Source organism: Sorangium sp. So ce385, assembly GCF_051474135.1.
In the GTDB taxonomy this organism is placed as follows: domain Bacteria; phylum Myxococcota_A; class Polyangia; order Polyangiales; family Polyangiaceae; genus Sorangium; species Sorangium cellulosum_D.
The window spans coordinates 3,772,840-3,788,194 of sequence record NZ_CP150337.1 but is presented as its reverse complement, the minus strand read 5'-3'; the positions used below and the strand labels follow the sequence as shown (position 1 = coordinate 3,788,194).

Below are 15,355 nucleotides of genomic sequence, written 5' to 3'. Positions count from 1 at the left end.
GTCAGGACGCGCGGCCTCGCGCTCGGATCTCGTAGATGACGTGCGCGTGCGGCCCGTCGTCGTCGCGGCGCACGATCCGGGACGTGTACCCGAGCCGCGCCGCGATCGCGCCCGGATCGTTCTCTGCTCCCGCCATCCGCGAGAAGGGCATGAGAATGACGGAGTCGCGCGCGACGAAGCCCCGCGCCTGGATCAAGAACCTCTCGATGATGGCGCGGCCGCCGTCACGCCTCATGCCGAACACGCCTCGCGGGGTCGTGCTCGGATAGAAGGGCTGATTGAACACGATGAGATCGAACGTCGTGGAAGGATCGAGCGACGCGAACAGATCGCTCTCCACCGCGCGGACCCGGAGCGGCGGGTTCCTCGCCACGTTCGCCATCGTGCACGCGATCGCCGGTGGATGCTTGTCCACCGCCCAGACCTCTCCGGCTCCGTTCTTGCTCAACACCAGGGCGAGGTACCCCGAGCCGCAGCCCATATCGAGGGCGCGACGAGGCGTATACCGCCCGAGGACGGCCGCGAGCCGACGCGGCGAGTAGCCCAGATCGGGAGGAAAGACGTCTTCCGCGACGCAGATCCGAAGTCCGTCGACGTCGATCGCGTACGGCTGCCGGCGGCGGATCGCGCGGAGCTCGGCGTCGCGTCGAGTGTGCTCGCTCGACAACATGCCTCATCCATATAAGTACGAGTCGCGCCGCAACAAGAGTGGAGGCGCGACTTCGTGCCTGCGCGAGTGCGATTGTAGATGGCGGGACGCGCCGTCGTGTCCTGGTCGGTCCCTCAGGACAGACGGCGAGTCCTCCTGCTCTGCTCCAGCGCGTAAGCGATCCCGCTCTGCAAGGTCCCCTTGGTCACGATCGCCCCGAAATCGATGTCCAGCGCGACAAGCGTCTGCGCCACGTCGCCGCGGACGCCCGTGATCACCGCCTGCGCGCCGAGCAGCCGGAGGGCGTTCGCCGTGCGGATGAGCGAGGCAGCGACGCTGGTGTCGATCGATTTGACGCCGGTGATGTCGATGATCACGACCTGCGTGCTGTTCGCGTCGACCCCTTGCAGCGCCGTGTGCAGCACCTGCTGGGCGCGCGCCGCGTCCATCGTCCCGATGAGCGGCATGACCATGATGCGATCGGTGATCGGGATGAGCGGCGTGGACAGCTCGGCCAGCCTGTCGTTCTGGACCCGGATGATCTCCTCCTGGAGCGACGCCCGGGTCTGCTCGGAGCGCGCGCGCTCCGCGAGCTCGAGCTCCAGCCGCTCGCCGGCCACGCGCAGCTCCTCGGTGCGGTGCTGCACGTGCGCGTAGAGCAGCGCGTTCTCCACGGCGATGGCCGCCTGCGACAGGAGCAGCCCGAGGAGCTCGATCCGCGCCGCCGTGAAGGCGTTGCTGATGGCGTTGTTCTCCAGGTAAAGCACGCCCGTGAGCCGGCCCCGGTGGATCATCGACATGCAGAGGACCGACCGCGGGCGGCTCGCGGCGATGTACGGGTCGGCCGCGAAGCGCGCGTCCTCGGTCGCGTCGCCCAGGACGACCGGCTCCCGGGTCCGGGCGACATACTGCACGACCGAGACGGCGATCTCGGCGCTCTCCTCGACGGGCGTCGTCATGCCCGTGCGGACCGCGTCGGGATCGACGGTCGCGAGCGCCTCGACCACGAGCCGCTCGCCGCGATCGAGGACGAGCGCGCCCCGCTGCGCCCCCGCGTTCTCCACGGCGATCCGCATCAGCTGCTCGAGCACGTTGTCGAGCTCGACCTCGCCGGCGATCACCTGCGCCGCGCGGATCATCGCCGTCACGTCGAGCACCCCTTTGCGCCCGGTGCTCGCGGTCGAGGAGCTCGACACCGTGAACGACACCGGCGAGTCCGCGCGGCCCGAGCCGACCGCGGGTTGGAGGGCGAGCGCTGGATACCTGTCCACGAGGGCCTGCGCCTTGGCCGTGGCCCCCCAGCGGACATACCCGTAACACGCGCTCGCCAGGTAGAACCGCGCCGTCGTGCGCCTGCCCTTCGCGAGGTGGAGCTTCGCGCAAAGCTCGCTCGCGAGCGCCTCGTCCCGGACGAACCCGCTCTCTCGCGCGGCCTCGATCGCCTCTTCGTAGCGCGCCATCGCCCCGAGCTCGTCGCCGGACGCGCGGGAGCGCTCGGCGGCGACGAGGAGGTGCTTGTGCCGGTAGTTCTCCGGGCAGCTCTCCGCCCAGCGCGCGAGCCGCGCGTGGTGCTCCTCGAGCATCGACGCGCCTCGCGCCGGCCACTCCGGGGCGGCTTCGCCGAGGGCGAGCAGCGTCAAGCAGATGTAGAACGACAGCTCGGTGGTGGAGAAATACCCCATGCTGCTCGCGAGCGCGCGCTCGGCCGCGAGCGCCTCCGAGAGCGCGGCGGCGTAGTCCTCGTCGAGGAACAGGAGCTCCAGCTTGACCACGTGGTACCAGAAGGCCGTGAACATCGCGCTCGGCGCGCCGAGCGTCGCCGCGAGCTCGGCCTCGTCGAGCTCGTCGTCGCTGAGCGAGGCCCCGCCGTCGGTGCGGCCCTCGAGGCAGGCGACCATCTGCCGCGCGATGGAGAGGAAGGCCGTCGACAGGGCGTTCTTCGTCCGCGCCATCAGGCCCAGGAAGCGGTCGATCTCCTTCCTGACCGACGCGAGCTCATCGCCGAGGCCGAGGCGGGCCATGACGATCGCGTTGCACGTGTACGAGAGGTAGGCGAAGTCCGCGGACACCATCCCTGCCTCGAGCGCGCTCCGGAGGTGCTCGACCGTCTCGCGCAGCGGGGAGAAAAAATGCGCGTAGACGCCGAACGTGAAGTGGATCTTGCAGGCCAGCTCGACGTTGTCGAACCTCCCATTGAGCTCGATGCCGAGCCGCCCGAACCTCCGCGCCTCGTCGTACCGATCGCGCAGCACCGCCATGTAGAGGCCGTACAGCACGAAGCCGAACGCGGACACCTCCGAGTGCCCGTGCCGGAGCGAGAGGTTGACCTGCTTCGCCGTGACCAGCGCCGCGAGCCTCGCGTCGGTGAGGTACGCCGGCGAGGAGAGGTTCGTCAGGAGCTTCAGGACGATCAGCGTCTCTCGGTCGCGGAGCGCCGGGCCGAAGGCCAGGTCCTCGATCCGCCGGCCCCCCAGGTTGACAGGCACCTCCGCGAGCTCCGCGTCGAGCGCCGCCTGGTAGTGCTCCGCGGAGCGAGGCAGCTCGATCCCGAACAGCGCGAGGCCCGCGCGCCCGACGCTGATGCAGTCCGCGACCTTGAACAGGGTGAGGTAGAGGACGATCCGCAGGTCGTGGACCTGCGCTCGCTCCAGGGTGGAGCTCGCGCGGGACAGCAGGAGATCGAAGAGCGACTCGGCGCGATCGAAGTGACCGCACATGTACTCGCACTCGGCGAGCGCCACGGAGAGCGCGAACATCAGCTCGCCGTCGCGGGCCCACGCCTCTTCGCCGAGCAGCGACGCCCCGACCGCCAGGTAGTCGGCGGCCGCCTGGTGGGCGTTCGCCGCCTTCGCCCGCCTCCCCGCGGCCAGGTTCAGCCTGGCGAGCTCCGCGCGCTCGCCCGGATCGGAGATCAGGTCGGCGGCGAGGTTCAGCTGGTGGACGACGGCGAACAGGGCGTCGTCGCGCGGGCTCGCGCCGGCGTTCGAGAGGAGCAGCCTGCCGATGCGGAGGTGCGCCGCCTTCCGGCGCTCGTCGTCGAGCAGCGAGTACGCGGCCTGCTGGACGCGATCGTGCAAGAACCGGTAGGACACGTTGAACCTTGTCGAGGGCACGTCGTCCGCCGCGTCGCCGCGCGGAGAGGCGTGGACGAAGCGGTACTCGGTGCCCGTGGGCTGGATGAGCCCGTCCCGCAGGGCCTCCCAGAGATCGCCGGCCGTATCCCGGCGCGATCGATCGCAGATCGCCGAGAGCACCTCCAGCTCGAACTCGTGGCCGAGGCACGCCGCGAGCATCAGGGCGCGCTGGGTGTCCGGCGCGAGCCTCTGGAGCTTGCCCGCCATGAGCGCCACCACGTTGTCCGTCATCTGCATCGCCTGGATCGGGGCGAGATCCCAGGTCCAGGAGCGGGAGCGCGCGTCGAAGCGCAGGAGCTCCTCCTGGCGGAGCGACCTCAGGAACTGGCCCACGAAGAACGGGTTGCCGCGGGTCTTGTCGAAGACGACCTCCGAGAGCGGCGCCGCCTGCTCCGCCGCGCAGTCCAGCGCCTCGGCGACGAGCTGGGCGACGGCGGGCCGCGGGAGCGGCTCGACGGCGATCGTGTGGACGGCGACGCTCGCGCTCCGCAGCGCGTCGACCAGCAGGCGCAGCGGGTGGGCCGCGGCGAGCTCGCCCTCCCGGGTCGTGCCGATGACGCCGATGACCAGCAGATGCGCGGCGCCCGGCCCGGTCATCAGCGCGTGGATGAGCTTGAGCGAGGCCGCGTCCGCCCACTGGAGGTCCTCGAGCGCGAGCACGACCGGGTGCTCCCGCGTCGCGAAGACGCGGAGGAAGTTCTGGAACACCAGGTTGAACCGGTTCTGGGACTCGGTAGGTCCGAGCTCGGCCACGGCCGGCTGGGGGCCGATGACGAGCGCGAGCTCGGGGACGAGGTCGAGGAGCACCTGGCCGTTCGGGCCGAGCGCCTCGAGCAGGCTCGCCTTGCAGAGCTCGAGGGCGCTCGTGCGCTCGGCCAGGAGGCTCCGGACGAGGCTCCGGAGCGCGCTCGCCACCGAGGCATACGGGGTGCTGCGGCCGCTCTGCTCGAACGCGCCCTCGATGAAGTACGCGCGGCGGTGCGCGATCGCCTTGTGGAGCTCCTGCACCAGCGCGGATTTGCCCACGCCCGCCTCGCCCGAGACCAGGAGGAGCTCGACCGCGCCCCGGCTCGCGCGGTCGAACGCCGCGAGGAGCGTGGCCGTCTGCTCTTCTCGACCGTAGAGCTTCTGGACGATCCGGAGCTCGCCGACGCGGTCGGAGCGCCCGAGCGCGAACGGCTGGATCTCGCCGGTCGCCTCCAGCTGGCTCAGGCACTCTTCGAGATCGGCCTTGAGCCCGGCGCCGCTCTGGTAACGCGCCTCGGCGGTCTTGGCGAGGAGCTTCATCACGATATCGGAGACGATCTGGGGGAGCTGCGGGCTCACCTCCGCCGGCGGCGCCGGCCTCCTCGCGATGTGGTGGTGCACGAGCTCCATCGCGTCGTTCGCCTGGAACGGGAGCACGCCGGTGAGCATCTCGTAGAGGGTGACGCCGAGCGAGTAGAGATCGCTGCGGTGATCGACGACGCGGTTCATCCGCCCCGTCTGCTCGGGCGACATGTACGCGAGCGTCCCCTCCAGCGCCTCCGGCGCCAGCGCGGCCTGGCTCTCGCGCGACAGCCGCGTGGCGATGCCGAAGTCGATCAGCTTGACCTGCATCGTCTCGGGGTCGACGAGGATGTTGTGCGGCTTGATGTCCTTGTGAATGACGTGGCGCTGGTGGACCGAGTCGATGATATCGGCCACCGACGCCGCGATCCGCAGCGCCGACGCGAGGCTGAGCCGCTGCGACCGCATCATGTCGCTCAGCGACCGCCCGCCGCTGTCCTCCATGATCAGCGCGAGGCCGTTCCCGTGCTTCCCCACCTCGATCACCACGGGGATGCCCGGGACGCGTAGGTCCCGCATGAGCGCGTGCTCGTGCCGTATCTTGGCGAGCTCTCGCGGATCCGGGTACTCGCTCTTGAGGAGCTTCACCGCGACAGGCAGCCGATCCGCGTTGCGGTGACCACGGTAAAGAACGGACGTGATGCCCTCGTAGATCTTTTCCGTGGCAGTGTAGTCCTGGAGAATCAGCATGTAATGAGCCCCTCTGGGCCATCGTACAGCAGTCGAACGCTTGAGTTCCACCTGCCCTGTTGAACAGGCCTGTGTGAAGAGACGACGGAATGAGGTGTGGAGTCGGGCCGCGTCGCTCCGGCGCACGCGCGATCGCGTTCGCCTGCGACGGCCTGGAGCCGTCCGCTACGAAACTGGCGACGCGCAGCGTGAATCGCCTTACCATGCGCGGCATGTCCAACCAGCAACCCGAGCTCGCCCCGGTCCCGCCCGAAATCAGGGCGGGACGGGCGAGCCGCGCCCTCGACGCGCTCGAGCGGGCGGGCAACAAGCTCCCGGATCCCGCCCTGCTCTTCGTCGTGCTCGCCGCCGCGGTCATGGCCCTGTCCGCGGCGCTCGCGCCGCTCCAGTTCAGCGAGATCGACCCGAGGACGAAGCAGCCGCTCGTCGTCCAGAGCCAGCTCTCGGGCAAGGCCATTACCGAATTTCTGGCGAGCATGGTCCCGACCTTCACGGGGTTCCACCCGCTCGGCGTGGTGCTCGTCGCCCTGCTCGGCGTCGGGGTCGCCGAGCGCTCGGGGTTCATCGACGCCGGCCTGAAGAAGCTCCTCGCGGTGACGCCGAGGGCGCTGCTCACGCCGATGCTGATCCTCGTGGCCATCGTCAGCCACACGGCGGCCGACGCGGGCTATGTGCTCGTCATCCCGCTCGGCGCCGTCATCTTCCAGGCCGCGGGCCGGCACCCGCTCGCGGGCATCTCCGCGGCGTTCGCGGGCGTCTCGGGGGGCTTCAGCGCCAACTTCATCCCTTCCAGCCTCGACCCGCTGCTGCAGGGCCTGACCCAGGCCGGCGCCGGCATCCTCGATCCGAAGCGCACCGTCAACCCGCTCTGCAACTGGTTCTTCTGCAGCGCCTCGTGCTTGCTGATCGTCGGGCTCGGCTGGTTCATCACCGACCGCGTGATCGAGCCGCGCATCGCCCGCACGCCCGTCGACGCCGCGCCGGAGCAGGAGCCTCGCGCGGCGGGCCTCACGCCGCGCGAGGCGCGCGCGCTCTGGGCGGGGCTCGCGGCGATGGCGCTGTGCGTCGCCCTGCTCGTGGCCGCGAGCGCGCCGGCGTCGTCGCCCCTGCGCGCGCCCGGCGGTCAACTGACGATCAGCGCGGCGCCGCTCATGAACGCGATCGTGCCGCTCATCTTCCTGTTCTTCTTGATCCCCGGGATCGTCTACGGCTACACGGCCGGCACGTTCACGAGCCACCGCGACGTGATCGGCGGGATGAGCAAGACGATGGGAACGATGGCCTATTACCTGGTGATGGCCTTCTTCGCCGCGCAGTTCATCTACCTGTTCAACAAGTCGAACCTGGGCGCGCTCGTGGCGCTCAAGGGCGCTGCGGCGCTGCAGGCCATGGCGCTCCCGAGCACCGTGACCATCGGGGGCATCATCGCCCTCACCGCGACGGTGAACCTCTTCATCGGCTCCGCGTCGGCGAAATGGGCGCTGCTCGCGCCGATCTTCGTGCCCATGCTCATGTCGCTCGGCATCTCGCCGGAGCTCACCCAGGCGGCCTACCGCGTCGGCGACTCGACGACCAACATCATCACGCCGCTCATGGTGTATTTCCCCCTGGTGGTGGTTTACTGCCAGAAATACGTCAAAGGCACCGGGATCGGCACGCTCATGGCGCTGATGCTGCCCTACTCCATGACGTTCCTCGTCGCGTGGAGCCTGTTCCTCCTCGCCTACTGGCAGCTCGGGCTCCCCCTCGGGCTCGACGCCCCCTACGTCTACCCCTGAGCGCCAGCGCCCCCGGGCCGCGCGGCCCTCTCCGCCGCGCGCGCGGCGGAGAGGGAGCCGCCGCGCGCACCCACCTCTGCGCCCTCGGTGCGCCTCGGCGCGGCCGACATTTCGACGAACGCGCATCGATTGCGTGCCCGGCGCGACAGATGCGCACGCGATGCGGCCTCAGCCGCAAGAACGACGTGGGCTCGCGTATTTAGCCGACGGCGCGCGGCGTGCAAGCGCGGACGGTATGCAGGGCCGGACGGCAAGGCGAGGAGGGTGTTTGTATGAGCTCAATGCATCGCGGTGCGGCAACGAACGCTGTCGTGGTGTCCCCGACACCCCTCCTGACCGGCGGCGGGTCGGTCGTTCCTAACGCAACCGGGTGTGCGCCCGCCGACAAGGATGACGAGCCGCCACCCTCGGTCGCGCGCGCGCTGACCGCCGCCGCGGAGGCGCAGGGCGCTGAGCGCTCCGAATCCTGGGAGCTGTGCGGCGCGCTGCTCGCCATCGCCACCGGGTGGCTCGCCTGGTCGCTGCCCGCGCCGAACACGCGCGACGTCCTGCTCGTCGCGCTCTGCTTGACGCTCGTCACGCTCGAGTACCGCCGCGCCGGGGCGCGGTTCCGGAAGGCGATCGCCGCGGCCGCGGGGGCCCGCGGGCTGACGGCCGGCGAGGCGGCGCGCGAGGCGTGGCGGCGCGACGCGGCCTTCCGCGCCGCCCGCGCGGCGGGGCAGCCCGCGGCGGACGCTGACGCAGAGCGCCGCTGAGCGGCCGCCCCCGCCGGCTATCCGCAGCGCGGGCGCCAGCCGCCCCCGACGTCGCGCTCGCGGAACTCGGGGCGCAGCTCGCTGCGCGCGTCGGCCGCGAGCAGCTCGCACGGGTCGAAGTAATGCGACGTCCGGGCCTGCGCGGCGATGGGCGGCAGCGCGCCGGAGAACTCCGGGACCTCGGGGCAGCGATGGTGCCAGAGCGCATAGCGGTCCGGGACCTCGCCGAAGCACAGCACCTCCTTGACCCCGCCGTTGCAGTTCGTGCTCACGACGAGCACCGGACCCGGCAGCGGCGCGAAGCGATGGATCCGGAGGACCACGTCGTGGTGGAACTCGCCCTGCGTCCAGTGCGCCAGGAGCTCGAACTCGCCATGTCGATCCCGGACCTCCTGCAGCAGCGAACCGAGATCCATCGCATCGGCGAGGGCTTGAACACACGCGTTCCCCATGGCGCACGCTCCTTGACGGCAGGCTTTGCTTACGTTGTAGCACAGCGCCCGCTCGGCCACCGGGCGTGAGCCGCACGGCCCCCTCGCGAGGCGCGCGCAACGGCGGCGCGACACGATTTCATCGAGCTTCGGAGAGCGATGGCCGCCGACAGGCGGGCAGCGCTCAAAATCGAACATGAAGGCGGGGAGGCGGGAAGAAAAGACCAATGATCTTCCTGCCTTCCCGCCTTCATGGGAGCTCTCTCCGGGCAAATTCGAGCACGGCCATCAGGCCTCGCCGCGGCCCCGGCGAGGATCGGCCGCGCTGACGCCGGCGCCGCACGCCGCTGGCGGACACGCCCTCGTTCCGTGAGATACTCGAGCGCGCATGATACCGGGGGAGCGCTTGGGGGCGCGCTACACGATCGAGCGGCAGGCCGGCAAGGGCGGCCTCGGGACCGTCTACCGCGCGCGCGACGTCGAGAGCGGCGCGCCGGTGGCGATCAAGGTGCTGCGGGAGCCGACCGAGGAGAAGCGCAGCCGGTTCGCCCGCGAGGCGCGCGCGCTCGCCGCCCTGTCGCACCCGAGCATCGTCCGGTACGTCGCCCACGGGACGACGCCGGACGGCGAGCTCTACCTCGTGATGGAATGGCTCGAGGGGGAAGACCTGGGGGCGCGGATCTCCCGGGGCCGGCTGGAGCCGACCGCCGCGCTCAGGCTCCTCCTCCGGGTGGCCGACGGGCTCGCGTTCGCGCACGCGCAGGGCATCGTCCACCGCGACATCAAGCCCCAGAACATCTTCCTCCCGGGCGGCGAGATCGAGCGGGCGACGATCGTCGACTTCGGCCTCGCGCGCCTCGAGGACGCGACGTCGTCGCTGACGCGCACCGGGGCGACGGTGGGGACGCCGTCGTTCATGGCGCCCGAGCAGATCATCGGCGACGGCGAGGTCGACGCCCGCGCGGACCTCTACTCGCTCGGGTGCGTCCTGTTCGCCTGCCTGACCGGCCGGCCGCCCTTCGCCGCGCCGCACCCGCTCGCCCTGCTGGCCAGGGTCGTCTTCGAGGAGGCCCCGCGCCCGAGCGCGCTGGTGGCCGGGCTGCCGCGGGAGCTCGACGCCTTCGCGACGCGGCTGCTCGCCAAGCGGCCGGGCGATCGCCCCGCCGCGCGGGCCGCCGTCGACGAGCTGCGCGCGCTCGCGGAGCTCGTCGCCGAGTCGTCCGCGATCACGCCCGCCTCGGTCGCCGGCCTGACGCGCCGCGAGCGGCGCCTCGTCAGCGTCATCCTCGCGTCCGAGGCGCCCGGCGGCGGCCAGCTTCCCGCGAGCGCCGACTCCTGCGAGCGCACCGCCTCGCTCAGCGACTCCCCGCTGCTCAGCACGCTCTTCAACACCTCGCAGGCGCTCCGGCAGGTCGCCGCCCGGCACGGCGCGCAGCTCGAGCTGCTCCGGGACGGCTCCCTCGCGACCGTCCTCGCCGGCTCGGGCTCGCCGACGGATCTCGCCGTGAACGCCGCGCGCTGCGCCCTCGCCCTCCGCGACCTCCTGCCGCACGCGCGCGTGGCGCTCACGACCGGCTGGGACGAGCTCGAGAAGACGCAGCCGATGGGGCAGGTCATCGACCGCGCGAGCGCGCTGCTCGCGGCGAGCTCGGCCGGCGCGGCCCCCGTCCTCCTCGACCGGATGACCGCGGATCTCCTCGGCGACCGCTTCGACGTGTCCGTCGACGGCGCGGGGCTCGCGCTCGTCGGCGAGCTCGAGCCCGCGGACGAGGCGCGCAAGCTGCTCGGCAAGCCGACGCGGTGCGCCGGGCGCGAGCGCGAGCTGCTCCTCCTCCAGGCGACGTTCGACGAGTGCGTGGCCGAGTCCGAGGCCCGCGCGGTGCTGGTAACGGCCGAGGCCGGGGTGGGCAAGTCGCGCCTGCGCCACGAGCTGGTGCGGCGCCTCGCCGCCCGCGGCGAGCCGTTCGAGCTGTGGATCGCGCGCGGCGACCCGATGCGGGAGGGGGCGCCGTTCGGCATGCTCGGCCAGGTCGTGCGGCGCGCCGCGCGGCTGCTCGACGGCGAGCCGCTCGACGCGCGGCGGCAGAAGCTCGCCGCGCGCGTCGCGGTGACCGTCGCCGAGCCGCTGCGGCGGCAGGTCGCCGAGTTCCTGGGCGAGATGGCGGGCACGCCCTTTCCGGCGGACGACAGCGTGCTGCTCCGGGCGGCGCGGCAGGACGCCAAGCTCATGGGCGATCAGATGCAGGCGGCGTGGGTGGAGCTCGTGCGCGCCGAGTGTCGCGCGCGGCCGCTCCTGCTCGTGCTGGAGGACCTGCACTGGGGCGACCGGCCCACGGTCGAGTACGTCGACGCGGCGCTCCGGCTCCTCGAGGGCGAGCGGCTGATGGTCCTGGCGCTCGCGCGCCCCCAGGTGCGCGAGGCCTTCCCGGCCCTGTGGAGCAAGCGGGCGCTGACGGATCTGCGGCTCACGGCGCTGCCGCGGAGGACGTGCGAGAAGCTCGTCACCGAGGCGCTCGGGGGGCTCGACGCCGAGGCCGTCGCGCGGATCGTCGACCGCTCCGGGGGCAACGCGTTCTTCCTGGAGGAGCTCGTGCGCGCCGCGGCGGAGGGCCACGGCGGCGGCGTCCCGGAGACGGTGCTCGCGATGATGCAGTCGCGCCTGGAGGGGCTCGCGCCGGACGCGCGGCGGGTGCTGCGCGCCGGCAGCGTGTTCGGGGGCGCGTTCTGGCGCGGCGCGGCGCGCGCGCTGCTCGGCCCCGACGCGGGCGAGGCGCTGCTCGACGACTGCCTGGCGGAGCTCGCGCGCAGCGAGCTCATCTCCCGGCTGCACGAGTCGACGCTCCAGGGCGAGGTGGAGTACGCCTTCCGGCACGCGCTCGTGCGCGAGGCGGCCTACGAGATGCTGACCGAGGAGGACCGGCGGCTCGGCCACCGGCTCGCGGGCGCGTGGCTCGAGCGGGCCGGCGAGACCGACGCGATGGTCCTGGCCACGCACTTCGAGCGCGGGGGCGAGCTGGAGCGCGCGATCGGGTGCTACCGGCGGGCGGCCGAGCAGGCGCTCGGGGCGAGCGACTGCCGGGCGGCGCTGGAGCGCGCCGAGCGCGCGATCGCCTGCGGCGCGGCCGGCGAGGCGTTCGGCGAGCTCGAGACCCTCCAGGCGGAGGCGTGCCGGCTGCTGGGCGAGAGCGCGGCGGCCGAGGGGCACGCGCTCGCGGCGATGCCGATGCTGCCGGAGGGGAGCGCCTTCTGGTGCCGCGCGGCGGGCGTGGCGCTCTGGGCCTGCGCCCTCGGGGGGCGCAGGGAGGCGGTCGTCGCGCTCGCCAGGGCGCTGTGCGCGCGGTGGTCGGAGCAGGGGGTGACCGGGCCCGAGCTCGTCGCCATGTCGCTGGCGGCGCAGCTCCTGCTCTACGCGGCGGGCAAGAGCGAGGAGACGGAGGCGCTGACGTCGCGGATCGACGCGTCCTCCGAGCGCTTCCGGGACGACCCGACCGTGACCGCGGCGATCCTGCGGCTGCGCACGCTCCGCGCGATCCTGGCCGGGGACGTCGGCGACGCCCGAGAGCTCTGCGCGGCGTCGGAGCGCTGCTACGAGGCGGCGGGCGACGCGCGCGGCGTCTGCAACGCGCGCAGCAACGCGGGCCACTACTGCAACGAGCTCGGCGCGTACGCCGACGCCGCGCGCCTGCTCCGCGCCGTGCTGGCCGACACCGAGCGGCTCGGCCTGCCGTACATGGCGGCCTATGCGAAGGAGAACCTCGGCCGCACGCTCTTCCAGCTCGGCGAGCTCGACGAGGCGCGCGCGCAGCTCGACGACGCGCTCCGCACGTTCGTGGCGTCCGGCGATCGGCGGATGGAAGGAGGCACCTACGTGTACCTGGCGGAGGTGTCGCTCCGCGCGAGGGACCTCGCCCGCGCGGAGGCGGAGGCGCGCCGCGGGTGCGAGCTGCTCGCCGACTGTCCGCCGCTCATCCCCTGCGCCCTGGGCACGCTCGCGGGGGTGCTGCTCGCCGCGGGGCGCGCGGCCGAGGCGCTCGAGGCCGCGAACCGGGCCGCGGAGCTCGCCGCCCCGATCGTCGCCGCGCAGGGTCACCTCGAGGAGGGCGAGTCGCAGATCTACCTGGTGCGCGCGGAGGCCCTCGCGGCGTGCGGGGCGGGCGAGGAGGCCCGCGCCACCATCTCGATCGCCCGCGCCCGGCTGCTGGAGCGCGCGTCGCGGATCGCGAACCCCGCGTGGCGGGCGAGCTTCCTGGACAACGTACCCGAGAACGCACGCACGCTCGCGCTCGCCCGCGCGTGGCTGGGCGAGCAGGACGGCGCGCCGCCCGGGTAGGCGCCGCGCCACACGCGGAGCTAGGCCACGAACGCCGCCGCGTGCTCCCTCGCCCATTGCGCGAACGTGCGGGCCGGCCGCCCGGTCACGCGCTCGACGGTCGGGTCGACCGTATAGCCAATTTTCGGTGTATTTCCGTAGATTTCCACGAAGAACTCGATGGCCTCGGGCGGGAACCCCGCCGCCGCCCACCGCTCGCGCGCCTGCTGCTCCGTCAGCTCGACGAGCCGGATCTCGCGCCCGATGGCGGCGGCGAGCGTCTCGATCACCTGGCGCAGGCTGAGCACCTCGGGCCCGGTGATGGTGTACGTCTTGCGCGCGTGGCCCTCCTGGGTCAGCGCCGCGACCGCGACCGCAGCGATGTCGGCCTCGTGGACCACCGCGCTGAGCCGGTCGCAGAACGGCTCGCGCACCACCCCCTCGCCGCGGATCGACGCCGCCCATTCGAGGTGATTGGCCATGAACTCCACCGGCTGCAGGAACGTCCAGTCGATGCCGCCCGCGGCGACCGCCGCGTCGAGCGGGGCGGGCGAGCCGCCGAGCAGCACCGTGATCCGCCGCACCCCGGCCTGCCTGGCGAGCGCGACGATCGGCTCCCCGGTCTGCAGCGGCGCGTAATCGTCGCCGCCGAAGTTGATGAGGTGGAGCGCCTCGACGCCCGAAAGGGCCGCCGCGAACGTCTCGGACGCGGCCAGATCGCCGGCCACGGCCTCGACGCCGGCGGGGAGCTTCGCCCTGCCCGGATTGCGGCTCAAGGCGCGGACGTGGTGACCGCCCTCGGCGAGCTGCTTCACGATCTCGCGGCCGACGGTTCCGGTCGCGCCTGTGACGAGGATTCTCATATTTTTCCTGTACCTCTGGAAATGCCACCGGGGTTCCGGCGGCTTGTCGATGTCATGCGCGTCGTGCGCGTCGCGCGCGGGGTCTCGAAGCCGGGATCCCGTGCCCGGAGCGGGCGAACGGCGTCCGGCTCGCCGCGGGCGCCTTGCCACCGGCGCGCACCCGAGAGCCTGCGCCACCCCTCCTGACAGCCCGTGGCAGCAGCGCGCGCGGGGTGATCGCGCGCCGCGCCCGCGCCGGCGTCACGCCGGGGCGCTGCCCTCGCGCTCCCAGGCCTCGCGCCACTCCTTCGTCAGCGTCCGGCGCGGCTTGCCGTAGGGCTGCGCGGTGAGCGCGACGCGCTCGATGCGATCGGCGCGGAAATGCCGGAACGACGCGCGCAGGCAGCACCACGCGGCGACGATCTGCTTGCCGTCGTGGTACGCGATCTGCACCGGCCAGATGTCGCGCTCGGTGGTGCTCCCGGACTCGCTCTGGTAGCGCATCGCGAGCGCGCGCTCCTTGCGCATCGCCTGGCGCACGAGGCCGAGCACGGGCGGCGGCGCGGCGCCGGGCCCGTGGAGGACGACGGGCCAGAGCCCCGTGTCGTCGATGCGGCCGCGGAGGTCGTCCGGCGAGGCGGCCGCGATCTTGGCCACCGCGTTCTCCGCGGCGCCCGCGAGGCCCTCGTCGGCCTGCGCGCCGACCCAGCGCGCGCCGAGGACGAGCGCCTCGAGCTCCTCCGCGGTGAACATCAGCGGCGGCAGGAAGAACCCGGGCCGCAGCACGTAGCCGACGCCCGCCTCGCCGTCGACCGGCGCGCCGAGCCGGATCAGCGTCTGTACGTCGCGGTAAATCGTGCGCACCGAGACGCCCTGCTCCTCCGCGAGCTGCGCCGCGGTGACCGGACGCCGGTGGCGCCGGAGCGCGTCCATGAGCGCGAAGAGGCGCTCGGTCCTGTCCATCGCCGCCGACGATCGCAGGGCGCGCCGCCCGTGTCGAGCGACGGCGCGCCGCTCCCGCCTCCGGGCGCGCCTGGAGGACCGCGACGCCCCGGCGACCTCCCCCGTGGCGAGGTTCGAAGTCGTGCCGCGTCGCCCGGGCTCGTTCGTGGTTGAAGGAGACAGGGAACCACAGACGCACAGAGGACATCGAGGAGAGAGCGCGCCGTCCTCTCACACCTTTTTATCTTTCCTTGTTGCGCCTTTGCGCCTTCACGCTTTTGCGTTGAACTCTCCCCCACGAGATCGAAGTTTTCAGCCCAGCAAAACACATCAAGCGATCCAGCAAACCATCGATGCCCGCCGCGCGGGCCGCGACGCGCCGGCGAGCCCGCAGGGATTTGCCTACCATGCACCACAAATTCAGCGGCTCCGCCGATCTTCACAGCGACATGGTCCCGTGATCGCGAGCGCTCGACACGCGATGTCCTCACCGCGG

8 protein-coding genes are annotated in these 15,355 nt (G+C 72.4%); 3 read left to right on the top strand and 5 right to left on the bottom strand.

What is annotated here, in order from left to right; genetic code table 11:
* Position 1 precedes the first annotated feature (1 nt).
* Together WME83_RS14145 and WME83_RS14140 are read right to left on the bottom strand one after the other, a co-directional pair.
* On the bottom strand, positions 2-670 hold the full coding sequence (locus WME83_RS14145; protein WP_437319810.1) for a methyltransferase: 669 nt from the start codon (positions 668-670) through the stop codon (positions 2-4).
* Positions 671-783: 113 nt separating this feature from the next.
* Positions 784-5,802, bottom strand: a complete 5,019-nt coding sequence (locus WME83_RS14140) for an AAA family ATPase (RefSeq protein ID WP_437319809.1) — start codon at positions 5,800-5,802, stop codon at positions 784-786.
* Positions 5,803-6,014: 212 nt separating this feature from the next.
* Between WME83_RS14140 and WME83_RS14135 the strand changes: the two genes are divergently transcribed.
* Both WME83_RS14135 and WME83_RS14130 read left to right on the top strand, forming a co-directional pair.
* Positions 6,015-7,580: an AbgT family transporter gene (locus tag WME83_RS14135; RefSeq protein ID WP_437319808.1), complete on the top strand. Its 1,566-nt coding sequence runs from the start codon at positions 6,015-6,017 to the stop codon at positions 7,578-7,580.
* 314 nt (positions 7,581-7,894) lie between these two features.
* Positions 7,895-8,335 (top strand): hypothetical protein, encoded by a 441-nt coding sequence (locus tag WME83_RS14130; protein ID WP_437319807.1) that lies wholly within the window; start codon positions 7,895-7,897, stop codon positions 8,333-8,335.
* A gap of 17 nt (positions 8,336-8,352) precedes the next feature.
* Here WME83_RS14130 and WME83_RS14125 read toward each other — a convergent pair whose 3' ends face one another.
* The gene (locus WME83_RS14125; protein WP_437319806.1) at positions 8,353-8,787 is read right to left on the bottom strand and encodes a hypothetical protein; all 435 of its coding nucleotides are present in this window, start codon (positions 8,785-8,787) and stop codon (positions 8,353-8,355) included.
* 385 nt (positions 8,788-9,172) lie between these two features.
* Here WME83_RS14125 and WME83_RS14120 point away from each other — a divergent pair, with 385 nt between their 5' ends.
* Positions 9,173-13,096, top strand: a complete 3,924-nt coding sequence (locus WME83_RS14120) for a protein kinase domain-containing protein (RefSeq protein ID WP_437319805.1) — start codon at positions 9,173-9,175, stop codon at positions 13,094-13,096.
* A 20-nt stretch (positions 13,097-13,116) separates the two neighbouring features.
* Here the strand turns inward: WME83_RS14120 and WME83_RS14115 are convergent, their stop codons facing one another.
* On the bottom strand, positions 13,117-13,938 hold the full coding sequence (locus WME83_RS14115) for an NAD(P)H-binding protein (protein ID WP_437319804.1): 822 nt from the start codon (positions 13,936-13,938) through the stop codon (positions 13,117-13,119).
* Positions 13,939-14,178: 240 nt separating this feature from the next.
* A complete protein-coding gene (locus WME83_RS14110; RefSeq protein WP_437319803.1) occupies positions 14,179-14,880 on the bottom strand; it encodes a helix-turn-helix transcriptional regulator in 702 nt (233 codons plus the stop codon).
* Between the last annotated feature and the right edge of the window lie 475 nt (positions 14,881-15,355).